Below are 24,257 nucleotides of genomic sequence, written 5' to 3' on the forward strand. Positions count from 1 at the left end.
GTCTTGAACCGGGTTAACCGCTAATGGTAGCCTCGCCGGCGGGCTGGCCGGCCTTGCTGCGCTGCAGGCCGGAAACAATGGCCTTGAGCGACGCCGAGACAATATTGCCGTCCATGCCGACGCCGAAAAGCGTCTGGTCGTTGATGCGCAGCTCCAGGTAGGCCACGGCCTGCGCGCTCGCCCCAGCCCCGATGGCGTGTTCGTGGTAATCCAGCACGCGGACCGTGTGGCCTGTCGCCGCGGCCAAGCCGGCCACGAAGGCATCTATGGGCCCGGTGCCTGTGCCCTCAACGGCGTGACGTCTGCCGCCAAGCTGAACCTCGGCCTTGATGTGGAAGGACTCGCCGCCGGCTTTTCCGGTTTCCTCAATCGCCAGACGCTGCGGTGCGGCAACGGTCTGTACGCCGTATTCCTTCTCAAACAGCGCGAAGATATCTTTGCCTGTCAATTCCTTGCCGGTCGCGTCCATCACCGATTGCACTACCTGGCTGAACTCGATCTGCAGGCGGCGCGGAAGCTCCAGGCCGAACTCGCTTTCCAGCAGGTAGGCGATGCCACCCTTGCCCGACTGGCTGTTGACGCGGATCACGGCTTCATAGCTGCGGCCCAGGTCCTTGGGATCGATGGGCAAATAAGGCATGTCCCACACGTCGCCTTCTTTGCGCGCAGCGAAAGCCTTCTTGATGGCGTCCTGGTGCGAGCCGGAGAACGAGGTGTAAACCAGATCGCCGGCATACGGATGACGGGGATGCACGGGCAGCTGGTTGCAATGCTCCACCGTGCGGCGGATTTCGTCGATTTCAGAGAAGTCCAGCCCGGGCGATACGCCTTGCGTGTAGAGATTGAGCGCGATGTTTACCAGGTCCACATTGCCGGTGCGCTCGCCATTTCCGAAGAGGCAGCCTTCAATGCGGTCAGCACCCGCCATCAAGGCCAGCTCGCCGGCCGCAGTGCCCGTGCCGCGGTCGTTGTGGGGATGAACCGAGATCACGATGGCGTCGCGCCTGGCCAGGTGGCGGTGCATCCACTCCATCATGTCGGCAAAAATATTCGGCGTGGAATGCTCCACCGTGGACGGCAGGTTGATGATGCATTTTCGCTCGGGCGTCGGCTGCCAGACCTCGGTCACGGCATCGACCACGCGCTTGGAAAACGCCAGCTCAGTGCCCGACCACATCTCGGGTGAGTACTGGAACGTCCATTGCGTTTCAGGCTGCGCCGCAGCCAGTTGCTGGAAGAGCCGCGCATTGTCGGTCGCGAGCTGGACAATCTCGTCCTCATTCATGCCCAGCACCACGCGGCGCATAACCGGCGCGGTGGCGTTGTAGAGGTGGACGATGGCTTTTTTGGCGCCCTTGAGCGACTCGAAAGTACGGCGGATCAACGGCTCGCGCGCCTGGGTCAGCACCTGGATGGTGACGTCGTCGGGAATCAAATTACCGTCGATGAGCTGGCGGAGAAAGTCGAATTCAATCTGGGATGCGGATGGAAAGCCCACCTCGATTTCCTTGAAGCCGATTTTCACCAGGGTGTGGAACATCCTGAGCTTGCGGGGAATATCCATGGGCTCTATCAGCGCCTGGTTGCCGTCCCGCAGGTCCACGCTGCACCAGATGGGCGCTTGCGTCAGCACGGCATCGGGCCATGTGCGGTCGGCCAGTCGGACAGGCGCGAAGGATTGGTATTTGCTGGAAGGTGTTTTCAACATGGTCATTTCGTCAACCCCAAAGATTACAAAAAAACCAGCAACCCAAAGAAAAACGGCCCGTTGCTGGTGCAAACGGGCCGTTGAATCAGGTGTACGCGTGCGCTACCGTCTCCGCCCGTTGGCAGATAGCAGTAGTGCTAGCGAAATATGTTTCATCCGGTCAATGTACCACAATTATTTGTGAAGGCCGCGTTCGTCGGGTTCGTCGGTGGACGTCGAGATCACGCTGGTCTGCTGGCCCTTGGCCTTACGCCAGCCGTACAGCACGTAACCTGACAGGCCATAAAGCACGAACAGGCCGAACATCACGGTAGGTGGATGGATATTGATAACGGCGATTCCAAGCGCGATCAACACAATGGCCGCGAAAGGCACGCTGCGCTTCATTTGCACGTCCTTGAAGCTGTAGAACGGCACATTCGTGACCATCGTGAGGCCCGCATAGAGCGTGAGGCCGAAGGTCACCCAGCGCACTTCCAGCCCACTGACTCCCGCATCGGTCATCAGCCAGATAAAGCCGGCCACCAACGCCGCCGCAGCGGGCGACGGCAGACCCTGGAAGAAACGTTTGTCAACCACGGCCGTGTTCACATTGAAGCGAGCCAGACGCAACGCCGCGCAGGCGCAGTAAACAAAGGCGCCTATCCAGCCCCAGCGCCCCAGGCTGGTCAAGGCCCAGACGTAGGCGATCAACGCCGGTGCGGCGCCGAAAGACACCATGTCCGAGAGCGAATCCATCTGCTCGCCGAAAGCGCTTTGCGTGTTGGTCATCCGGGCGACGCGGCCGTCCAGGCTGTCGAGAATCATGGCGCAAAACACACCGATGGCAGCTTGGTCGAAGCGCCCGTTCATGGCCATGACGATGGCGTAAAAGCCGCCAAACAGGGCGGCCAGCGTGAATAAATTGGGCAATATGTAAATGCCCTTGCGTCGCTTGCGTATCACCACCGCTTCGGTAGGGAACGCCGAATCTTCACCATCATGCATAAAAACACTCCTGAGGCACAACTGGTGCGCGCAAACAGCTATCGAATTCATAGCACCCGTAGATGCCATCCAGAAGCCGGGCCTCCTTGAAGGAATAGGCCGTCGACTCAAGCCTCCAAGGATACCAAGGTCGGACTCGGCAGAAACTTTTACCTCACCCCATCCAGTCTGCTCTGGTCAGAAAAAAAGCCGCGCAGGACCTTTGCGCGGCTTTTTGCAGGACAAAGCCCTGACGGGCTTCGATCAGTTGCGGGTCTGGTCGACCAGCTTGTTTTTCGCGATCCAGGGCATCATGGCGCGCAGCTTTTCGCCCACGATCTCGATCTGGTGCTCGGAATTCAGGCGGCGGCGGCTCAGCAGGGTTGGCGCGCCAGCCTGGTTTTCCAACAGGAAGCTCTTGGCGTATTCACCTGTCTGGATGTCTTTCAGGCACTTGCGCATCGCGTCTTTCGTAGCCGAGGTCACGATGTTCGGGCCTGTCACGTATTCGCCATATTCTGCGTTATTCGAGATCGAGTAGTTCATGTTGGCGATACCGCCTTCATAAATCAGGTCAACGATCAGCTTGAGCTCGTGCAGGCATTCAAAGTACGCCATTTCAGGCGCGTAACCAGCTTCCACCAGCGTTTCGAACCCGGCCTTGATCAACTCGACTGTGCCGCCGCACAGCACGGCCTGCTCGCCGAACAGGTCGGTTTCAGTTTCTTCGCGGAAGTTGGTTTCAATAATGCCGGCTTTGCCACCGCCATTGGCCATGGCATAGCTCAGGGCCAGGTCGCGGGCCTTGCCGGACTTGTCCTGGTGCACGGCGACCAGGTGAGGCACGCCGCCACCCTGGGCGTAGGTGTTGCGCACCGTGTGGCCGGGTGCCTTGGGGGCGACCATCCAGACGTCGAGGTCGGCACGAGGAATCACGGCGCCATAGTGCACGTTGAAACCGTGGGCAAACACCAGGGAAGCGCCCTGCTTGATGTGGGGAGCCACGTCGTTTTTGTAGACCGCGCCGATCTGTTCATCGGGCAGCAGGATCATGACCACGTCAGCGGCCTTGACCGCGTCCGCGACTTCAGCGACCTTCAGGCCGGCCTTTTCGACCTTGGGCCACGAAGCGCCGCCCTTGCGCAGGCCGACGATCACTTTCACGCCGCTGTCGTTCAGGTTTTGCGCGTGCGCGTGGCCCTGGCTGCCGTAGCCGATGATGGCGACTGTTTTGCCCTTGATCAGGCTCAAATCACAATCTTTGTCGTAAAAAACTTTCATGTTTCTCTCCAGAATAGGTATTGGCGAAAATGCCCTTCGACAGGCTCAGGGCGAACGGTAAACGCATATCGCCACTCAAAATCCGTTCGCGTTGAGCCTGTCGAAACGCGCGCACGGACGACTTAAATCAAACCCGCAAAATCCGCTCGCCGCGGCCAATACCGCTGGAGCCGGTTCGCACCGTCTCAAGGATCGCACTGCGGTCTATGGCTTCCAGAAATGCATCGTTCTTGGACTGGTCGCCAGTCAGCTCGATGGTGTAGCTTTTCTCCGTCACGTCGATGATTCGCCCGCGGAATATATCAGCCATGCGCTTCATCTCTTCGCGCTCCTTGCCGACTGCGCGCACCTTGACCATCATGAGTTCACGCTCGGTGTAGGAGCCTTCGGTCAGGTCGACAACCTTGACCACTTCGATAAGGCGATTCAGGTGCTTGGTGATTTGTTCGATGACGTCGTCGGAACCGGTGGTCTGTATCGTCATGCGCGACAGGCTCGGGTCCTCCGTCGGGGCGACGGTCAGGCTTTCGATGTTGTAGCCGCGCGCCGAGAACAGGCCGACCACGCGGGAAAGAGCGCCCGGCTCGTTTTCCAGCAAAACTGCAATGATGTGTTTCATAAGAAGATTCCTCTTTTCGCTGCCCTCCCCTGCGCACGGTAATGCGCAGGCTCGGCAGACAATAGATTCGTCAGGTGACGGTGAATGAATGGGTGTGGTTGGCGTGGGGCCTAGAGGTCTTCCGACCCCAGCAGCATTTCGGTAATGCCCTTGCCGGCCTGCACCATCGGGAACACGTTTTCGGTCGGGTCCGTGCGGAAGTCCATGAACACCGTACGGTCCTTGAGCTTGCGGGCTTCGCGAAGCGCCGGCTCCACGTCCTGCGGTTTTTCGATCAGCATGCCGACGTGACCATAGGCTTCGGCCAGCTTCACGAAATTGGGCAGCGCATCCATGTAGCTGCTGCTGTAGCGGCCTTCGTAGTCAATTTCCTGCCATTGCCGAACCATGCCCAGGTAACGGTTGTTCAACGAAACGATCTTGATCGGTGTGTTGTATTGCAGGCAGGTGGAAAGCTCCTGGATGCACATCTGCACCGAGCCCTCACCCGTGATGCAGAACACTTCCGAATCGGGCTTGGCCAGCTTGATGCCCATGGCATAGGGAATGCCGACGCCCATGGTGCCCAGGCCGCCCGAATTGATCCAGCGGCGTGGCTCGTCGAATTTGTAGTACTGCGCGGCCCACATCTGGTGCTGGCCCACGTCCGACGTGATGTAGGTGTCGGCGTCCTTGGTCAGCTTCCAGAGCGTTTCGACAACGTGCTGGGGCTTGATGACGTCGCCCTTGCCCATGCTGTATTTCATGCAATCGCGCTTGCGCCAGCCTTCAATCGTGTCCCACCAGCCGCCCAGCGCGTTCGCGTCGGGCTTGAGACCGGATTCCTTGATCATGCTGATCAGTTCGGTCAGCACGTCCTTCACGTCGCCAACGATGGGAATGTCGACCTTCACGCGCTTCGAAATGCTGGAAGGGTCGATATCGATGTGGATGATCTTGCGTTCGTTCTGCGCGAAGTGCTTGGGGTTGCCGATCACGCGGTCATCAAACCGGGCACCGACGGCCAGCAACACGTCGCAATGCTGCATCGCGTTGTTGGCTTCAATGGTGCCGTGCATGCCCAGCATGCCGAGGAATTTTTTGTCGCTGGCCGGGTAGGCGCCCAGGCCCATCAACGTGTTGGTACAAGGGTAGCCCAGCATGTCGACCAGCGTGCGCAGTTCTTGCGAGGCATTGCTGAGCAATACGCCGCCGCCGGTGTAGATATAGGGCCGTTTGGCCGCCAGCAGCAATTGCAGGGCCTTGCGGATCTGCCCGCCATGGCCTTTGCGCACCGGGTTGTAAGAGCGCATCTCAATGGTTTGCGGATAGCCGTTGTAAGGCACCTTGTTGAAGGACACGTCCTTGGGGATATCAACGACCACAGGGCCGGGCCGGCCGCTGCGGGCGATATGAAACGCCTTTTTCAGGGTTTCGGCCATGTGCCGCGCATCCTTGACCAGGAAGTTGTGCTTCACGATGGGCCGGGTGATGCCGACGGTGTCGCATTCCTGGAAGGCATCCAGCCCGATGGCGTGGGTAGGAACCTGTCCCGTGATGATGACCATCGGGATGCTGTCCATGTACGCTGTCGCGATACCGGTCACGGCGTTGGTCACGCCCGGGCCGGAAGTGACCAGCGCCACGCCCACCTCACCTGTGGCGCGAGCATAGCCGTCGGCTGCGTGCACAGCGGCCTGCTCATGGCGCACCAGGATGTGCTGGATCGAATCCTGTTTGTAAACGGCGTCGTAAATATGCAGGACTGCACCGCCCGGATAACCCCACATGTATTTGACGCCTTCAGCCTGAAGGGACTTCATGAGGATTTCCGCGCCGCGGAGTTCTTGAGAATTTGTTTGTGCAGACGCAGCTGCCGCGGAAGCGATTTCCGCTTTGGAGATTTCCATGATGAACCTTTGTGAATTTCTCTAACGAAATACCTTGGGTGCCTCTTTGCCCACTCTTGTGAAGCAGCATCGAGACTTGAGGCCAAAACCATAAGCGGAAACATAAACCGCCGAGTCATGACCCGTTTGCCTTTTGAATTGCAGGCCGTATTATGGCATTTCGCGTTGCGCAATGGCTGCACGCGGTGAAAAATCGCATCCGGTACCGGCCGGGATGCGATAATTTTCCAGCTGTATCCTTGGATGCATGCCTTATTGGCATCGGCCCTGCGAGTACCCGCAGACCACCCTGTGCAGCGCTGGACGAACCGGAACCCCACACCGTTGGCAACTGAACAAGAACTCTCGGATTTCCTGAAAAGCGTTGAAAAACGGGCTTTCAAGCGCAGCATCTACCACGTGCGGGATGAAGAAGCGGCCCTTGATATCGTTCAGGACAGCATGATGAAGCTGGCCCAGCACTACGGCGACAAGCCTGCGGCCGAGCTACCCATGCTGTTCCAGCGCATCCTGGCCAACACCACGCTGGACTGGTTCCGCCGCCGCAAGACCCGGAACGCGCTTTTCTCCAACATGAGCGACTTTGAATCGCAGGGAGAAGACGGAGATTTCGATCTTCTGGAAACTTTAGAGAGCCTTACCAACTCAGAGGGTACAGAGAGCGCCCAGGATGCTACTGAGCGGGCGCAAATATTGCATGAGATCGAACTGCAGGTAAAGGAATTGCCGGGCCGTCAACGGGAAGCCTTTCTGATGCGTTACTGGGAGGAAATGGATGTCGCTGAAACAGCAGCCGCCATGGGCTGTTCGGAGGGCAGTGTCAAAACACATTGTTCCCGCGCAGTTCACGCCCTCAGCAAAGCCCTGAGTGCCAAAGGTATAAAACTATGACTAACTCACTACAAAAAAGAGCCGAAATCCTGCAGGACCGCTTTGGCCTGAAGACCGTGTCCTACCTGTCCGCAGGAGCTGCAGACCTGCCTTACGACATTTCCGAGCGCCTGCGCGCCGCACGCGTTCAAGCTGTTTCAAAACGTAAAGTTGCCAAAACACAAACCGCCACCAGCGTTGTCGGCGTTGGCACAAGTGCCGCCCTGTCATGGGGATCTGATGACGGCCTGAGCTGGTGGGCACGGATTGGTTCGGTCCTTCCACTTGTTGCACTGGTTGTAGGCCTGCTGGCCATCAATTCGATCCAGAACGACAACCGCGCCCAGGAACTGGCCGAAGTCGATGTAGCGTTGCTTACTGACGAACTCCCGCCCGCTGCTTTTGCCGATCCGGGTTTTGTCCAGTACCTCAAAACCACACGCCAAGTCCCTACGGCCCAATGATCCCGCGCGCAATCTCCCGACGCGCCTCGTCTGTCGATGGCAGCTCAATGCGGTTGAGACTGCAATGGCTGTCGTTCGGGCTTGTGACGGCTACCCTGCTGGCCTGGCCCATTCTGGGCATTGCACAAGCACCTAAGCCCGTAGGCCCTGCCAGCGCAGCTGTGAAGCCGCCGGCCATCCCTGCCAAGCCCGTCGTGGCCAAGCCGACCTGGGCCGAACTCACGCCCATGCAACAGCAGGCGCTCAAACCGCTGGCTTCAAGCTGGGATACCGTCAGCGAGGCGCAAAAGCGCAAATGGCTGGAAATCTCCAAAAATTACCCTTCACTCACACCGGAAGAGCAGGCCAACCTGCACAGCCGCATGAATGAATGGGTCACCTTGAGCCCCCAGCAGCGCGCGCAAGCCCGGTTGAACTTCGGCAAGACCAAGGAACTCTCCAAGCAGCTCACGCCTGAAGAGAAAAAAGCCAAATGGGAGACTTACCAGGCCCTCAGCCCCGAAGAAAAGCAGAAATTAGCCGCCAAAGCCAGTCCCAAGCCTACCGGGGCGGCAACAGCGGTGAAACCGGTGGCGCCACAGAAGCTGGCGCCCGTGACGCCGCATCCGGTCAAGGCAGCCAGCAAACCTGGCCCTAAAATCACTGCTTTGCAACCTGCCTCAGCTGCTACGCCCGCCGCGCCGTCCGCAAGCGGTGCCGCAACAAGCGCTACGCCCCAACGCTAAGCGCTACCCGCAGCGGCTGGGCTTGGCCCATGCCTGCTGCCGTTCACTGCGGCCAACCTTTATCGCGACATCTTTGACAGTCACAGACACCCTCCCCATTCCGTCCATTCCCCGCCGCATGGCCTGCTGGATGTACGAAGGCATGCTGATGTTCGGCGTGGTTTTTCTGGCCGGTTACCTCTTCAGCACATTGAGCCAGACCCGAAATGCCCTGGACAATCGCCATGCCCTGCAGGCGTTCGTGTTTGTGATTTTCGGTATTTACTTCGTCTGGTTCTGGGCCAAAGGCCAGACCCTGGCCATGAAAACCTGGAACATCCGCGTAGTCGACGTCAACGGTGAACCCGTCACCCAGAAACGCGCCCTGCTGCGTTATGCGCTGAGCTGGCTCTGGTTTCTGCCCCCCCTGGCCGTGAGCTGGGCAATGGCGCTGCCAGGACGGGAAGGCGCTGTACTGACGCTGGGATGGGTCGCCATCTGGGCCATCCTGGCGCGCTTTCATCCGCAAAAACAGTTTTGGCACGACGCCTGGGCAGGCACGCGGCTCATCACCTGGGTCGCACCCGAAAAACCCGGGCGCAAGGCCAAAAACAAAGTCGGTATCACCGGTACTGCGACCCATCAGCCCTAACATCAATGTGCCATAAAGCTGCGCGACAATGGCACCATGTCCGAACAAGTTCAGTTTCCCATGTCTGTGCCAGCGACGCCATCTGATGTTGATGTCGCTCCCGCTGGCGCCACCTCCCGACTGGCCTCCAATGAGCCCGTCAACCCCCAAAAACACCGCAAGGGCCTGAGCCGCGTCTGGCACGCCACCGGCTATTCCGTTGCCGGCCTGCGCGCCGGCTGGCATGAAACCGCTTTCCGCCAGGAGGCGATCGCGTCGATTGTGCTGATCCCCGCCGCTTTCTGGCTGGGCCGCAGCTGGGTCGAAACGGTGCTCCTGGCCGGTACCGTCATCCTCATCATGATCGTGGAACTGCTCAACACGGGCATTGAAACCGCCATCGACCGCATCGGCCCCGAATGGCATGACCTTTCCAAGCGCGCCAAGGACATGGGAAGCGCCGCCGTCCTGCTCAGCCTGCTGCTGTGCGCAGGTACCTGGGCCCTGGCGCTGTTCCAGCGATTTGCCGCATGAACGCAAGCATCAACAAAGTGACCGATACCTCCAAAACCGCCTCCAAGTCCGCTTTTTCTCTCTGCGTTTACTGCGGCTCCCGTCCCGGCAACCAACCCGAATTCGCCGCCATTGCCGCCCTCGTGGGCGCGTGGATAGGCAAGCGCGGCGGGCAACTGGTCTACGGCGGCGGCCGCAACGGCCTGATGGGCATCATGGCCGACGCTGCGCTGGCGGCCGGCGGGCGTGTTGTGGGAATCATCCCCAAGGCACTGGTAGAGAAAGAATGGGCCCACACTGGATGCACCGAGCTGCACATCGTGGAAAACATGCATGAGCGCAAATACATGATGGCCGAACATGCCGATGCGTTCCTGGCATTGCCCGGCGGGATCGGTACGCTGGAGGAGTTTTTCGAGGTATGGACCTGGCGCCAGCTGGGCTACCACGACAAACCGGTCGGCCTGCTCAACATGAACGGCTACTACGACGCCCTGCTGGCCTTCCTGGCGTCTTCGGTGAAGACCGGCTTCATGAACGAATGGCTGATGGACCTGATCCGCACCAGCAGCGACGCGGAATCACTGCTGGAAACGCTGGTGCAGGCAGCCGGCATGACGCCAGGCAACACCCGCCTCGACCAAATCTGACCCTCCCCGGGGATTTCCTCCCAATACCAGCAGGGGCCGCGGGACTGGCTTCGCCAGACCGCAGGCGCAGCGGCCCCCTCGGGGGGCAGCGCATTACACGAAGTGAAAAGCGTGGGGGCCTATATTTAAGCGTGGGGGCCTATCTAGACCGCCGCTTCGTCTTCTTCCCCGGTACGGATGCGCACCACCCGCTCGACGCTGGTGATGAAAATCTTGCCATCACCGATCTTGCCGGTGCGTGCGGCGCGCACGATGGCATCCACGCAACGTTCCACGTCTTCGGTTTTCACCACGACCTCGACCTTGACCTTCGGCAGGAAATCGACGACATATTCGGCGCCACGGTACAGCTCGGTGTGGCCCTTCTGGCGGCCAAAGCCCTTGACTTCAGTGACGGTCAGGCCGGTAACACCGCATTCTGCGAGGGCCTCACGGACTTCTTCGAGTTTGAAGGGCTTGAGGACGGCGGTAATTTGTTTCACTGAATATCTCCGTTAGTTCTAAATATCATCAAAAGCATGTGGCGTCCCCTCTTAACCCAGCAGGGGCCGCGGAACCGGCTTTGCCGGGCCGTAGGCGCAGCGCCCCCTCGGGGGGCAGCGAACCACACACAGTGGGGAGCGTGGGGGCCCTATTGCCGGAATTTGCTGGTAATAGGATAGCGCCAATCCTTGCCAAAGCTCCTGTGGGTGACCCTGATACCCACGGGCGCCTGGCGGCGTTTGTACTCGTTGATTCTGATCAGCTGGGCCACGCGCACGACCAGCGCGCGGTCAAACCCGGCAGCGGCGATGGCATCCACGCCCTGGTCGTTCTCCATGTAGCGCTCCAGGATGGCGTCCAGCACATCGTAGGGCGGCAGGCTGTCCTGGTCGGTCTGGTCGGGCCGCAGCTCGGCGCTGGGCGGCCGCGTGATGATGCGCTCGGGAATCGGGTTGCTGCCCGTGCCGTACGGGTCGTTTTCGTTGCGCCAGCGCGCCAGGCGAAACACCGTGGTCTTCAGCAGGTCCTTGATGACCGCAAAGCCGCCGGCCATGTCGCCGTAGAGCGTGCAATAACCGGTCGCCATTTCGCTTTTGTTGCCGGTGGTCAGCACGATGGAGCCGAACTTGTTCGACAGCGCCATCAAAAACACGCCGCGGATACGCGCCTGGATGTTTTCCTCGGTGGTGTCTTCCTTCAGGCCCTTGAACTCGCCGGCCAGCGAAGCCTTGAAGGCCTCGAACTCCGGCACGATGGAAATCTCGTCGTAGCGCACCTTCACGCGCTCGGCCATTTCGCGCGCATCGATCCAGGAAATGTCTGCTGTATAGGGCGAAGGCATCATCACCGCGCGCACCTTGTCGGCGCCCAGCGCATCCACCGCAATCGCCAATACCAGGGCCGAATCAATGCCACCGGACAGGCCAAGAATGGCGCCCGGAAAGCCGTTTTTACCCAGGTAGTCGCGCACGCCCAGCACCAGCGCGTCCCACAGATCCGCCTCGTGGCTGCGTTCAGGTGCCGTGCTTGCTATTAATTTAATAGCTGCTTGCGCTCGTCCCGCCTGAATTACAAACAGATTTTCCTTGAAACTTTCAGCCCTTCCGGCCAGGGCGCCATCGGCCTGCAAGGCAAAAGACGCGCCTTCAAAAACGATTTCGTCCTGCCCGCCCACCAGGTGCGCATAAATCAACGGCAACCCGGTAGCCTGGGCCCGGAGCTGCATCATCTGCTCGCGTTCCCCGCCTTTGCCGACATGAAACGGCGACGCATTGATGACCGCCAGCAGCTCGGCCCCCGCTTCCCTGGCCAGGCGTGCCGGCTCTTCAAACCAGGCGTCTTCGCAAATCAGCAGCCCGACGCTGACGGCGTCATTGCCTTCCCCGGCCTGGAACACACAGGTGCCCTGCCCCGGTGTGAAATAACGGCGCTCGTCAAACACCTGGTAGTTGGGCAGCTCGCGTTTGGCGTAGGTTTCGATAACCTGGCCTTCGCGCAGAACCCTCGCGGCGTTGTGGCGCTGCTGCACTTCCACGCTTTTGGTGCGCAGCCCCTTGCCGTTGTCGCCGTGGGTGGGCGTGCCCACCACCACTGTCAGGCCTTTTAACCCGGCCAGCTCGCGGGCCACCAGATTCACGGCATCATCACAGGCCTGGATGAACGATGGGCGCAAGAACAGGTCTTCTGCCGCATAGCCGCAAATGGCCAGCTCGGGCGTCAGCAGCAGCCGGGCGCCGCCCTCATAGGCCGTGCGGGCAGCGTCGATGATCTTTTGCGCATTACCCGGCATATCGCCGACGCAATAGTTCAATTGGGCAACGCAGATTTTGAGTGGCATGTTGAAGTAGAACCCCGAAAACACGTGAAAAAGAACTCAAACGATTATGTCATTCGCGTGCTGAAATCACCGCTGGAGGTGAATGCGGCCGAGTGGAACGCCCTGCTGGCGGCACAAAGCCCGGGCGAGCCCGCGAACCCGTTCATGCGTCACGAATACCTGGCCGCGCTGCACGAAAGCGGCAGCGCCACGCCCGAAACCGGCTGGACACCGCGTTTTGTCACCCTCTGGCAGGGCAAGGTACTGGCAGGCGCCTGCGCGCTTTACCTCAAGGAGCATTCCTACGGCGAATACGTGTTCGATCACGCCTGGGCCAATGCCTACCAGCAGCATGGGCTTGAGTACTACCCCAAGGCGCTGGTCGCCGTACCCTTCACCCCCGTACCCGGCGCCCGCCTGCTGGCCCGCACGACGGCCGAACGCGCCCTGCTGGTAAAGGCGCTGGTGGCCTGGTGCACGAAAGAGGATCTCTCGTCCTTGCACCTGCTGTTTACCGCGGATGAAGACGTGGCGGCCTGCGAAGAAGCGGGATTAATGTTGCGTCACACAGTCCAATTCCACTGGACTGATAACAGTGCCCCCACGCTCGGCACTGGCGTGTCCTCGCTGCCCCCTGAGGGGGCCGTTCCGCCTAAGGGCGGCCTGTCGGCGGAACGCCAGGTCGGCTACCGCGACTTCGACGACTTCCTGATGTCGCTCAGCCAGGAAAAACGCAAAAAGATCCGCCAGGAGCGCCGCAAGGTCGCCGAGGCGGGCATCACTTTCCGCTGGTCGCTGGGCAAAGACATCAGCAACGCCGATTGGGATTTTTTCTACCGCTGCTACGAGCGTACTTATTACGAGCACGGCAACGCGCCTTACCTGAGCCGCGACTTCTTCCAGCGCATGCAGGACACCATGCCGGAGAACTGGCTGCTGTTTGTGGCCGAGCACAACGCCGACGGCCAGCGGCGGCCCATCGCGACAAGCCTGATCGCCGTCAGCGCCCGTCCCGAAAAAGATCGCGGCGGGGAAAGCGCCGAAAACCAGTCCCTGGTTGCGTACGGCCGTTACTGGGGCGCCCTCGCCCGTGTCGACTGCCTGCACTTTGAAGCCTGCTACTACCAGCCGCTGCAGTGGTGCATTGAGCACGGCTACCAGCGCTTTGAAGGCGGCGCGCAGGGCGAGCACAAAATGGCCCGCGCCCTGCTGCCCGTCAAGACCACCAGCGCCCACTGGCTGGCGCATCCCTCGTTTGCCGACGCGGTCGAGCGTTTCCTGGCGCGCGAAGGCGCCGGCATCGACAACTACATGGAAGACCTGGAACGCCGCAGCCCTTTCAGGCAAGCTGCGCCGGGCACCTCGGCTTAGGTGCCGGCTCGCGGTGACCGCAGGCGCTACGTTTTTCATAGCTGCTTGCGCTCGTCCATCTTGGGTTTCAGGGACTTTCTCCATAAATATTCCGTGCAAAACATGCGCTGGCCGCGCTTGCGCCCTTACCTGCAACCTCGTCATGCCTGTCATCACACGGGCAATCTTTATTTGCTATAAAGCCCGTTCAAAGGAATTTCCATGAGCAACCAAAACCGCGCCAACGAACGTACGTACACCGTCAACCTCGTCGAATGCCCAACCCTGACCACCGACGAGCGCGCAGCGGCTGAGCTGCGTTTTCGCATGGCGCTTGAATTCGCATTGGGCGGCCCCGAATATGTACTGCCTTCGCTGCAGGCCTACATGCTGACGCAAACGCTGCACGAAGGCCTGCCGCTGGAGAACGCCTCGGAGGCGGAAGAACAGGTCATTGCGCTCTGGCAACACGCCGAGACCGACGCGATCCTGGCGGCGATGCGGCCGCTGGGCGACAACCTGGACAACGCGCGTTTCGAAATCCTTCCGCTTTGACCCCTCAAGCAGTTTGCCCGGCGGGCGGCCTGCTTCGCGGTGCGGCCGGCGCGGAATCGCTATCGTATTGATAGCTGCTCGCGCCCGTCAGCATTGCGCCAGTGGCCTGTTTCCCTTAAGCCCCGGCTTGATTTAAGCTCTGTCTTTCAGGCCTGTTTCCGAACGGTTTTCAAGGCGCCGGCGGCCACCCTACCGCCGGCTCAAACCGCTATTTCCCCATGAATGCTCTCGTGACTGCTACACCCGAAAACCCCGCAACGCAGACCGCCGACCCTGCGACCCCGCTGGGCCGTCCGCACGCCCGGCGCCTGCGCGAGGTCTACCGCTCCGCCGGCTGGCCCTGCCAGGACCTGCTGGAGATCGAACTGCTGGCCACCGGCATGCTGCAGCGCGTGGCCGGCCCTGCAGGCCACGAAACCCTGCGCGTGACCGATGCCGGCGTGGCCTACCTGGCCACCGTGCTCGTACGCAACCGCTCGGCGCTTTCAAAGCATGAGGCACTGGTCGAGCAGGTGGCCTGCGAAATGGTGCGTGCCGGCCGCGTCACCTGGCGCGGCCTGGGCCTGCGCGCCCAGCTGCCGCCCGAAGAAGAAGGCGGCAAGGCCCGCTGGTGCATCGCCCGGCCCGATGTGTTTTCCATCCGCAACACCACCGTGCAGGAATACGTCGACCCGATCGTGCACGAGATCAAGGTGCATCGCTCCGACCTGCTGGGCGACCTGCGCCGCCCCGACAAACGCGCCGCCTACCTCGACCTGGGCGGCGAGTGCTGGTATGTGCTCGGTTGCGACGCCAAGGGCCGGCCGATTGGCGATGCCAGCGAGTTGCCGCTGGAGTGCGGTGTGATGGTGCTGGAGAACACGCGCCTGGCCGTTGCCAGGGCCGCACCGCGGCGTATGCGCCAGCAACTGCCGCTGGGCGTATGGATGGCGCTGGCCAAGGCGACACCGGTGGCCGGGCTCATCGACGACGAACAGGGAATGCTCGGCGAATGCTGAGCGCCTGGACACCAGCACGCGCAGGCCTGCCGTGTTGATGCGTTCCGGGCTGCGCTTTGCGGGACAGGCCGCTACGGCAAACCCTAGTGCCGCAACCCGGCCCGCTCGGTTAATGTCTCCCTCACGGAGACATAACAATGAAATCCCTTACCGGCCTGGACGCGACCTTTCTTTACCTTGAAACCCCCGAGATGCCCATGCATGTGGGCTCGCTCAACCTGTGCGAACTGCCGGCGGGCTTCAAGGGCAGTTTTCACAAGGCGGTCAAAGCGCACATCGCCAAACGCATGCACCTGGCGCCGGTATTCAGCCGCAAGCTGGTGTTCATGCCGCTGGATCTGGGCCATCCGCTGTGGGTGGATGCCGACGCGGTGGATATCGACTTTCACATCCGCCGCGCGGACTCCGCCAAAAAAGGTGCTTCACACCAAAATTCAGCCATGACGCTGGCCGAGGTACACAAGCTGTGCGCGCAACTGCACAGCGAGGTCATCGACCGCAATTTCCCGCTCTGGGAGTTTTATATTTTTGACCGCATCCAGTTGCCCGCATCGCAGGGCGGCAAGGTGGTGGCCGGGTTTTTCTCGAAGATTCACCATGCGGCGCTGGACGGCAAAGGCGGCGTGATGCTGGCCAATGCCCTGCTCGATTTCAGCCCGGTGCCGCGCGAGGTGCCGCCGCCCGACCCTGCCCGCCGCCGCAAAACCGAGGCCGACCTGAAGCTGGGCAAGATGATCGGCTCGGTGTTTTCGAGTTCGCTGGGCCAACTGGCCAAACTGGCCAAGGCGCTACCGTCTGCGGCCAGCACTTTTGGCAGCACGCTGGCAAAGCAATCCACCACCAGTTCGGCCACGGGCATCAAAGCCAAAATGCCGATGAAGCTGGCGCCACAAACGCCCTTTAATACCGGCATCACCACGGACCGCGTCTTCGTGACGGCCACCCTGCCGCTGGCTGAATGCAAGGCCATGGGCAAGGCGGTGGGCGGCTCGTTTAACGACGTGGTCTTGTGGATCTGCTCAACAGCGCTGCGCAGCTACCTCACGCAGCACCACAGCCTGCCGAAAAAGTCACTGGTGGCGGCCATGCCGGTGTCGCTGCGCGAAGCCGGCGCCACAGACGCCAGCAACCTGGGCAATCAGGTCAGCATGAGCCTGGTGGAGCTGGGCACGCAGCTGGCGCACCCGCTCAAGCGCATGAACGCCATCATGGCATCGACCGCCAAGGTGAAAACGTCGATGCAAAGCCTGAAGGGCCTGCTGCCGACCGACTACCCTTCGCTGCTGGCGCCGTGGCTGGTGGGCGGCGCAGCCAAGATGGCGCTGAACGCCTACGGCAAAAGCGGTATCGCCAGCCGCCTGCCCATGGTGGCCAACCTGGCGATTTCCAACGTGCCGGGCCCGCCGGTGCCGCTGTACCTGGCCGGCGCGAAGTTCCTGACCTTCCACCCGCTGTCCATCGTCATGCACGGGTTGGCGCTCAATATCACCATACAGACCTATGCCGGCCATGTGGATTTCGGCATCGTTGCCGACAAGAAGGCGCTGCCGCATGCGAAGGATTTGGCGAAAGCAATCGAGGAGGCCTTCACTCAGGCCCAAGCCTTGATGGTGAGCACGGCGCCTGTTGCACCCGCCGCCACGGCGCCCGCGCCGAAAAAGAGGGCAAAGAAGGCCTCCGTTAAAGCCGCCGTGAAGGCCGCCCCGGTAAAAACCCGCAAAACCGCTGTCACGAAAGCGACGAAAACCGCCGCCAGGCGCTCACCTTAGAGAGCCCTCTCTCTGTAAAAAACCGTAAGCGCCTCCATACTCTTAGGGTCTAATAGCGCTGTTTTTGCAAATGCGAACGGGGTAAAAAAGGCGCCAATCAAGGCGCGCGACGACGCTCAGACCGGGCGTCTGAGCTAGGAGCGCAACGCCGAGTGGCGCCTTTTTTACCCCGTTCCCTACGGGTTGCGATCAAAAAGGCCCTGCGCGGCGTTGCAAAGCCTTGACGGGGTTCACCCCGCCTGCGTTTTGCGCCTTGCTCATGGCCTTTTTGACTCGCAACGCATCTTGCAAAAACAGCGCTATCAGACCCTAGTCGGAACTCCAACAAGACAATCAATGCTTCAAGCCATGGCAAGCCCGTCACCCAGGCGAAATCCGTCTTCATCCTCCCCCCAAGATCAAGCAAAACCGTCCCCGCACGATGTTCCGCCCAGCGCCTGGCTGCTGGCGCTTGAGCTGCGTGCGTTCTGGGAATTCGGTGCCCTGCTGCCCGCCTGGCCCTTGCTGGCCCGCGCGCCACGCGGCGACGGCCATGCCGTGATGGTGTTTCCGGGCCTGTCGGCCAACGACGCCACCACCGTGCCGCTGCGCCAATACCTGCAGTCGCTCAATTACAGGCCCTGGGGCTGGGAACAGGGTTTTAACTTCGGCCCGCGCGCCGGCGTGCTGGAAGAAGCCCGCGACAGCCTCACCCGCACCTTCGACGCCACAGGCCGCAAGGTCAGCCTGATCGGCTGGAGTCTGGGCGGCGTCTACGCACGCGAACTGGCCAAGGAGCTGCCGCACATGGTGCGCGGCGTGATCACGCTGGGCACGCCCTTCGCGGGCTCGCACAAGGCCACCAACGCCTGGCGCATCTATGAACTCACCAGCGGCCGCAACGTCGAGCGCGAATCCGAAAGCTACGATCTGCCGGCCGCCCCGCCTGTGCCGACCACCAGCATTTATTCGCGCAGCGACGGTGTGGTGGCATGGCAGGCCAGCATCCAGGCAGCCAGTGCCACCCATCCGCAGACCGAAAACATCGAAGTGCTGGCCAGCCATATCGGCATGGGCGTGAACCCCAGCGCCTGGTGGGCCGTGGCCGACCGGCTGGCGCAGGCTGAGGGCCAATGGAAGCCGTTTTCGCGCGGGGATAAAGGCAAGCTGCACGGCCTGGTGTTCCCGGACCCTGCACGAAAAGCGTAAGGCTTCAATGTGGCGCCGGGCGGCGCCACATACCATTCCACCCAGGCATAAAAAAAGCGCCTGCAGACCACGCTGCAGGCGCCTTTTTTACGTTTCCTCAACGCCACTGCTATATTTTTTATAGCTGCTTGCGCACGGCCTGAGCGAGTTACAACACTAAAACGCTTAAATTTTCAGGCCTGGTGCCCGGGTCTCAGGCCTTGCCGGCCTTTGCATAGTTGGCAATGCCGTCCGTGATTTCTTTTTTGGCCGCGTCCGGGCCTTCCCAGCCCAGCACCTTGACCCATTTGCCTTCTTCCAGGTCCTTGTAGTGCTCGAAGAAGTGCGCAATCGTCTTCAGGCGCAGCGGGTTCATGTCTTCAGGTTTTTGCCACTGGGTGTAGAGCGAGCATTTCTTGTCGATGGGCACCGCCAGCACCTTGCCGTCTTCACCGGCTTCGTCGGTCATTTTCAGGATGCCGATGGCGCGGCAGGTCACCACCACACCGGGAATCAGGGGCACCGGGGTGATCACCAGCACGTCGACCGGGTCGCCGTCGCCGCTGATGGTTTTGGGCACATAACCGTAATTGGTCGGGTAGTGCATGGACGTGCTCATGAAGCGGTCCACAAAAATCGCGCCGGACTCCTTGTCCACCTCGTATTTCACCGGGTCGGCATTCATCGGGATCTCGATGATGACGTTGAAGGATTCGGGAACGTTTTTGCCGGGGGAAACTTTATCGAGGGACATGGTCGCTTGAGTTCTTTATGGAAGGAAGAAGAAAGGAAGGGAAGAAAGGAGAAAAGAAGATTCTTAAAACACATGGGCTACCTGCGCAGCCGTGGCACAGGCCAACTGCTCGGTATTTACCCTCATTTTACTGATTCACACCTTACGGTTCTTAAAGTTGTCATGTTTTCACTGTAAATTGCGCGAGTTGGCCAATCGTCTTGTCTCTACGTAGACCAAGCAACGAGGAAGCAACGCAGCGGGGGTCAAGACACCATTTGCTAGCGTTGAAACCCCCTCCAAGCGAAAAACAACGTAGGAGATTTCTATGACAGGCAACTCAGCGCTTATTCTTGCGCTCGTCTGCGGGCTGGTCGCCGTGGGTTACGGCATCTGGGCTCGCAGCTGGATTCTTTCCCAGGATGCAGGCAATGCGCGCATGCAGGAAATTGCAGCCGCCATCCAGACCGGCGCCGCCGCCTACCTGGCACGGCAATACAAAACCATCGCCATGGTGGGCGTCGTCCTCACCGTACTGATCGGCTTTTTCCTTGACGGAAAAACTGCCATCGGCTTCGTCGTCGGCGCAGTGCTGTCAGGCGCTTGCGGCTTTATCGGCATGAACGTGTCGGTTCGCGCCAATGTGCGCACCGCCCAAGCCGCCACCAAAGGCATTGGCCCCGCGCTTGACGTCGCCTTTCGCGGCGGCGCCATCACGGGCATGCTGGTCGTGGGCCTGGGCCTTCTGGGCGTGACCGGCTTTTACTGGTTCCTGGTGGGCAATGGCAACTACACACCCGACCTCAAGCTGGCCAACCTGCTCAACCCGCTGATTGGTTTTGCTTTCGGCTCGTCGCTGATTTCCATCTTTGCCCGGCTGGGCGGCGGCATCTTCACCAAGGGCGCCGACGTCGGCGCCGACCTGGTGGGCAAGGTCGAAGCAGGTATTCCCGAAGACGACCCGCGCAACCCCGCCGTGATTGCCGACAACGTCGGCGACAACGTGGGTGACTGCGCCGGCATGGCCGCCGACCTGTTTGAAACCTATGCGGTGACACTGATTGCCACCATGGTGCTGGGCGCCCTGCTGCTCTCAGGCGCGGGCGCCACTGCCGCGGTCTACCCGCTGGCGCTGGGCGGCGTGTCCATCATCGCCTCCATCATCGGCTGCTTCTTCGTTAAGGCCTCGCCCGGCATGAAGAACGTGATGCCGGCCCTGTACAAGGGTCTGGCGATTGCCGGCGTACTGTCGCTGATCGCTTTCTACTTCGTCACGATGTGGTTGATGCCCGACAACGCCGTCACGGCAAGCGGCACGCAGATACGCCTCTTCGGTGCCTGCGCGGTCGGCCTGATCCTGACCGGTGCGCTGTGCTGGGTTACCGAGTACTACACCGGCACACAGTACAAGCCGGTGCAGCACATTGCACAGGCCTCCACCACCGGCCACGGCACCAACATCATTGCCGGCCTGGGCGTCTCCATGCGCTCGACCGCATGGCCGGTGATTTTTGTCTGTATCGCCATCCTGACGGCGTATTCGCTGGCGGGCCTGTACGGCATTGCGATTGCCGCCACCTCCATGCTGAGCATGGCGGGCATCGTGGTCGCACTGGACGCCTACGGCCCCATCACCGACAACGCCGGCGGCATCGCCGAGATGGCCGACATGCCCCCCGAGGTGCGGGCCGTTACCGACCCGCTGGACGCGGTGGGCAACACCACCAAGGCCGTGACCAAGGGCTACGCCATCGGCTCCGCCGGCCTGGCCGCGCTGGTGCTGTTTGCCGACTACACCCACAAGCTCGAAGCCTACGGCAACGTGATCAGCTTTGACTTGAGCAATCCCAAGGTCATCGTCGGCCTCTTCATCGGCGGCCTGATCCCCTACCTGTTCGGCGCCATGGCGATGGAGGCCGTGGGCCGCGCTGCCGGCGCCGTGGTGGTCGAAGTGCGCCGCCAGTTCCGCGACATCAAGGGCATCATGGACGGCACGGGCAAGCCCGAGTACGATACCGCCGTGGACATGCTGACCACAGCCGCCATCAAGGAAATGATGATCCCGTCGCTGCTGCCCGTGGTTGTACCCATCGTGGTCGGCCTGGCACTCGGCCCCCAGGCACTGGGCGGTCTGCTGATGGGCACCATCGTCACCGGCCTCTTCGTTGCCATCTCGATGTGCACCGGCGGCGGTGCCTGGGACAACGCCAAGAAGTACATTGAAGACGGCCACCACGGCGGCAAGGGTTCCGAGGCACACAAGGCCGCCGTGACCGGCGACACCGTGGGCGACCCCTACAAGGACACAGCCGGCCCGGCCGTGAACCCGCTGATCAAGATCATCAACATCGTGGCGCTGCTGATCGTGCCGCTGGTGATGAAGTTCCACGGCGGTGAAGCCGCAGCGGCCCCGGCAGCACCCATGGCTGCGCCCGCTGCCATGAGTGCGCCGGCCGCCACACCAACTGCGCCCGCCATGCCGGCCCCCGCGCCTACGCAAGCGCCCAATGCAGCGGCTACCCCAACGCCGGCCGCACCAGCGTCACGCTAGACCGCTCCGGCCCATGCAAAAAGCCCTGCATTGCAGGGCTTTTTTTTGGTGTCCGGTGAGGACGGAGCTGCAAAGGTTCGTTGACTCAGGCCGGCATCCACTGGCTGGAACCCGGCCCAGGCAGCGCCAGATCCGGTGCGGCAGTCACGCTTTCAAAGTACCTGATTTCGCGGAGTGCTTCGCTCAATGTCATCTCTCCGGCATTCATCAGGCAGCCGGTCAGATACTCCGTCAGGGCGGTGTACTGCGCCAGCGTGGCCTTGGTTTCACTGTAAAGCCGCTCGCTCTGGGCTTCCATGATGCTGCGGGTTTCCTCGTCCGGCGGTGCCGTGCCGCCGTCCTTGAGGAGCGCGGCGTAGTTCAGCCGGGTCTTGCGGTACATGCCCATTTCAGCCACCGCATGGTGCAGCAGCCGCGTGACACGGGTGATGTCATTGTGGGCGCCGCCCGTGGTTCCGTCTTCGCCGAAGAATATCTCCTCGTTCGCCATGCCGCCCAGCAGCACCCGCACCTCATGCTCCATGTCACCCTTTGTCTGCAGCAGGTTGCTGTCCTGCTTGTGCAGTACAAAGCCGAGGGCATTGTTGCGGGGGTTGGCCTTCAACGAAATTTTGATGGTGGTCATGTCGGCCAGCAGCGCGTTCCAGTTGTCGCCGGCCAGCTTGCGCCGGTGCTGGAAGTCCATCAGGAAGTGGCCCCACTCATGTACGGCGATGATGCGCCGGTCACGCTCGCGCTCTTTGGTGGTGTTGTCGTTGACATTGCCCACCAGCACACGCTCGGCAGCCTGCATCAGGGTGTGCGCGCCTATCATCTGGCCCGCCTGCACTGCGATGATGCCGGCTTGGTTGACCATGGTTTCGAGGTCTGCCGGACTGCAGCCTTCCGTCAATTCGACAAAATGACGCAGGTCCATGTCGGGCAGCACTTTGTCGGCACGCTGGCGCAGGTAGTGGCCGGTGATGGCCAGGCGCTCCTGCTGGTTGGGCATGCGGAAGTCGACCTTCATCTGGAAGCGGCGCAGCATGGCCTCGTCCATCTGCAGGTTGGCCGAATTGAAGTTGGACGCCACGATCCAGATGATTTCAGTATCCGACTTGGTCCGCACGCCGTCCAGGATGGCCAGCAACATGTTCTGCGTGTCATCGTCGTATTTGCGGTTGCCGCCGCGCTTCATGAAAAGGTCCTGCGCTTCATCAAGAAAGACGATGCAGCGTTTACGCCGCTTGGCCAGGGCAAGAATGCGCGACAGGGTATTGGAGCCGCCGGCCACATAGCCGGTTTCAAGGTTGGCGGCTGAATGGAAAAGGATCGGCAGGTTCAGCTCTTTGGCGAGGTAGCTGGCCAGCTTGGTCTTGCCTGTGCCTGCCGGGCCGCTGAACATCACGTTGAAGGGTTTGTTCACACCGTAAGCGGCGTATTCGAGGCGGCGTTCGTACTGGTCGCGGATTTGCGCAACCTCGGCCTTGATGTCGTCCATGCCGACGAGGTCCTCAAGGTCGCCGCTGATCTGTCCCGGGGAAATGAACTTGAGGGACTTGCGCTGCCCGCCCGTCTGGTACCAGAGGAAGGCAATGAGTCCCAGCGTCAAGGTGGCTGAGACCAGCGCGCTGGCGCCGCCTTTCCACGCGTCCTGTTCGGATTGCGGACGTGCGTCACCGAAACGCTGCTCAAGGCGCGCCAGCATGTCCTTGCTCGCGTCATCAAGCGCGCCCCGGGGCACGAAGGTAAGCTTTCCGCCCCAGGGCGCTGTGACGGCCTTGTCAGCCAGTATCTTGGTTTCCATGTCCGAGGGGTAATAGGCGTACTGCCTGCCCTCCGATTCAATCAGCACAAAACGCTCGGAAACGGTCCACAAAATAGGCCGGTAAATGATGGTGATGCGCGTGACCGGATGGGCTTCGAGAAAGCTCAGGACCGACCCGCTTCCGAAGACGACCGGCAATGCGGTGTTGTAAGTCCAGGCCGCTTCAACACCCGGCCCTGATGCCGCCATGGCCTTGACTTCCAGCGCCATTTTTTCCTGCCGCTCCAGGGTCGACCAGGCGTAATAGGCGCTTGCCGGAATCATCAATGCCACGGCCAAAACGGCGAACTTCATTCCAAAGGCCTGGATCGCCAACCAGTCGCGCAAACGGGCCATGGAAGCTTTGAACCAGGCCAGCAGGCTGGTGGTGGGCGCGTCGTCGCCGGGCGGGACATCGGCTGGGCTTTTGGTGGGATCAGTCATCGCGGTATGCGTCAAAAATGTGGACCCGCAGTTGCCGGCTGCCTGCCGCTGTCGTCACGCCAATACGGCCGGGCCGCTGCGTAACATGAGCACCGTTCCCTGCAGGAATTGGCAAGGTGCATGTGTAGGTTCAATCCTACATAAATGCCAATCCTGGCGCAGCAAAGGATTTGTAAATTGGCCGGGACACAACGCTGTGGCTGTGACAAACGCACGTTTTTGGGGACCGTTACCTCGCGGGCCGGCCTTGCCTTCATGGCCCATTTCTGCCCGTCGGAGGCGGGCAACTCCGGCTTGGGGCAAATTCAGC

At 61.1% G+C, this 24,257-nt stretch carries 21 protein-coding genes; 12 read left to right on the forward strand and 9 right to left on the reverse strand.

Features of this window, described 5'->3' with window-relative positions; genetic code table 11:
* Window positions 1-13: 13 nt before the first annotated feature.
* From leuA to AC1DYQ_RS08920, 5 genes are all read right to left on the reverse strand, one after another.
* Window positions 14-1,708: a 2-isopropylmalate synthase gene (gene leuA / locus AC1DYQ_RS08900; protein ID WP_477686491.1), complete on the reverse strand. Its 1,695-nt coding sequence runs from the start codon at window positions 1,706-1,708 to the stop codon at window positions 14-16.
* Between the two features lie 174 nt (window positions 1,709-1,882).
* A complete protein-coding gene (gene pssA / locus AC1DYQ_RS08905; protein WP_477686492.1) occupies window positions 1,883-2,695 on the reverse strand; it encodes a CDP-diacylglycerol--serine O-phosphatidyltransferase in 813 nt (270 codons plus the stop codon).
* Window positions 2,696-2,938: 243 nt separating this feature from the next.
* Entirely contained in the window at window positions 2,939-3,955 is a 1,017-nt protein-coding gene (gene ilvC, locus AC1DYQ_RS08910) for a ketol-acid reductoisomerase (RefSeq protein WP_477670845.1), read from the reverse strand.
* 127 nt (window positions 3,956-4,082) lie between these two features.
* A complete protein-coding gene (ilvN, locus tag AC1DYQ_RS08915) occupies window positions 4,083-4,574 on the reverse strand; it encodes an acetolactate synthase small subunit (protein ID WP_011483239.1) in 492 nt (163 codons plus the stop codon).
* Between the two features lie 110 nt (window positions 4,575-4,684).
* Window positions 4,685-6,463, reverse strand: coding sequence for an acetolactate synthase 3 catalytic subunit (locus tag AC1DYQ_RS08920; protein WP_477686493.1), 1,779 nt, complete (start codon window positions 6,461-6,463; stop codon window positions 4,685-4,687).
* Window positions 6,464-6,787: 324 nt separating this feature from the next.
* On the opposite strand from AC1DYQ_RS08920, the gene AC1DYQ_RS08925 reads away from it, so the two are divergent.
* From AC1DYQ_RS08925 to AC1DYQ_RS08950, 6 genes are all read left to right on the forward strand, one after another.
* The gene (locus tag AC1DYQ_RS08925) at window positions 6,788-7,354 is read left to right on the forward strand and encodes an RNA polymerase sigma factor (RefSeq protein WP_457279761.1); all 567 of its coding nucleotides are present in this window, start codon (window positions 6,788-6,790) and stop codon (window positions 7,352-7,354) included.
* Window positions 7,351-7,797, forward strand: a complete 447-nt coding sequence (locus AC1DYQ_RS08930; protein ID WP_477686494.1) for a DUF3619 family protein — start codon at window positions 7,351-7,353, stop codon at window positions 7,795-7,797. Before AC1DYQ_RS08925 ends, AC1DYQ_RS08930 begins: the two co-directional genes overlap by 4 nt.
* A 47-nt stretch (window positions 7,798-7,844) precedes the next feature.
* Complete coding sequence (locus AC1DYQ_RS08935) at window positions 7,845-8,522, forward strand: DUF3106 domain-containing protein (protein WP_477686495.1); 678 nt, start codon at window positions 7,845-7,847, stop codon at window positions 8,520-8,522.
* 73 nt (window positions 8,523-8,595) lie between these two features.
* Window positions 8,596-9,153: an RDD family protein gene (locus tag AC1DYQ_RS08940; protein WP_477686496.1), complete on the forward strand. Its 558-nt coding sequence runs from the start codon at window positions 8,596-8,598 to the stop codon at window positions 9,151-9,153.
* Between the two features lie 36 nt (window positions 9,154-9,189).
* Window positions 9,190-9,666 carry a diacylglycerol kinase gene (locus AC1DYQ_RS08945; RefSeq protein ID WP_477686497.1) on the forward strand — a complete coding sequence of 159 codons (477 nt, stop codon included), beginning with the start codon at window positions 9,190-9,192 and terminating at the stop codon, window positions 9,664-9,666.
* The gene (locus tag AC1DYQ_RS08950) at window positions 9,663-10,295 is read left to right on the forward strand and encodes an LOG family protein (RefSeq protein WP_477686498.1); all 633 of its coding nucleotides are present in this window, start codon (window positions 9,663-9,665) and stop codon (window positions 10,293-10,295) included. The genes AC1DYQ_RS08945 and AC1DYQ_RS08950 overlap by 4 nt, the downstream gene beginning before the upstream one ends.
* Window positions 10,296-10,438: 143 nt before the next feature.
* Here the strand turns inward: AC1DYQ_RS08950 and AC1DYQ_RS08955 are convergent, their stop codons facing one another.
* The gene (locus AC1DYQ_RS08955) at window positions 10,439-10,777 is read right to left on the reverse strand and encodes a P-II family nitrogen regulator (protein ID WP_007869659.1); all 339 of its coding nucleotides are present in this window, start codon (window positions 10,775-10,777) and stop codon (window positions 10,439-10,441) included.
* 149 nt (window positions 10,778-10,926) lie between these two features.
* Entirely contained in the window at window positions 10,927-12,615 is a 1,689-nt protein-coding gene (locus AC1DYQ_RS08960) for an NAD+ synthase (protein WP_477686499.1), read from the reverse strand.
* Between the two features lie 24 nt (window positions 12,616-12,639).
* Between AC1DYQ_RS08960 and AC1DYQ_RS08965 the strand changes: the two genes are divergently transcribed.
* The 5 genes from AC1DYQ_RS08965 to AC1DYQ_RS08985 all read left to right on the forward strand — a co-directional run bounded on the left by AC1DYQ_RS08965 (window position 12,640) and on the right by AC1DYQ_RS08985 (window position 18,454).
* A complete protein-coding gene (locus AC1DYQ_RS08965) occupies window positions 12,640-13,965 on the forward strand; it encodes a GNAT family N-acetyltransferase (RefSeq protein ID WP_477686500.1) in 1,326 nt (441 codons plus the stop codon).
* A gap of 201 nt (window positions 13,966-14,166) precedes the next feature.
* Window positions 14,167-14,499 carry a hypothetical protein gene (locus AC1DYQ_RS08970; RefSeq protein WP_477686501.1) on the forward strand — a complete coding sequence of 111 codons (333 nt, stop codon included), beginning with the start codon at window positions 14,167-14,169 and terminating at the stop codon, window positions 14,497-14,499.
* 218 nt (window positions 14,500-14,717) lie between these two features.
* Window positions 14,718-15,497: a hypothetical protein gene (locus AC1DYQ_RS08975; protein WP_477686502.1), complete on the forward strand. Its 780-nt coding sequence runs from the start codon at window positions 14,718-14,720 to the stop codon at window positions 15,495-15,497.
* Between the two features lie 137 nt (window positions 15,498-15,634).
* Entirely contained in the window at window positions 15,635-17,266 is a 1,632-nt protein-coding gene (locus tag AC1DYQ_RS08980; RefSeq protein WP_477686503.1) for a wax ester/triacylglycerol synthase family O-acyltransferase, read from the forward strand.
* Window positions 17,267-17,614: 348 nt separating this feature from the next.
* Window positions 17,615-18,454: an alpha/beta hydrolase gene (locus AC1DYQ_RS08985; RefSeq protein WP_477686624.1), complete on the forward strand. Its 840-nt coding sequence runs from the start codon at window positions 17,615-17,617 to the stop codon at window positions 18,452-18,454.
* 193 nt (window positions 18,455-18,647) lie between these two features.
* Here the strand turns inward: AC1DYQ_RS08985 and ppa are convergent, their stop codons facing one another.
* Window positions 18,648-19,187 carry an inorganic diphosphatase gene (gene ppa, locus AC1DYQ_RS08990; RefSeq protein ID WP_457278617.1) on the reverse strand — a complete coding sequence of 180 codons (540 nt, stop codon included), beginning with the start codon at window positions 19,185-19,187 and terminating at the stop codon, window positions 18,648-18,650.
* A 307-nt stretch (window positions 19,188-19,494) separates the two neighbouring features.
* Here ppa and AC1DYQ_RS08995 point away from each other — a divergent pair, with 307 nt between their 5' ends.
* Window positions 19,495-21,717 (forward strand): sodium-translocating pyrophosphatase, encoded by a 2,223-nt coding sequence (locus AC1DYQ_RS08995; protein ID WP_457278618.1) that lies wholly within the window; start codon window positions 19,495-19,497, stop codon window positions 21,715-21,717.
* Window positions 21,718-21,802: 85 nt separating this feature from the next.
* Here the strand turns inward: AC1DYQ_RS08995 and AC1DYQ_RS09000 are convergent, their stop codons facing one another.
* Window positions 21,803-23,947, reverse strand: a complete 2,145-nt coding sequence (locus tag AC1DYQ_RS09000; RefSeq protein WP_477686504.1) for an AAA family ATPase — start codon at window positions 23,945-23,947, stop codon at window positions 21,803-21,805.
* Window positions 23,948-24,257 lie beyond the last annotated feature (310 nt).

The organism is Polaromonas sp. P1_F4 (assembly GCF_056405675.1).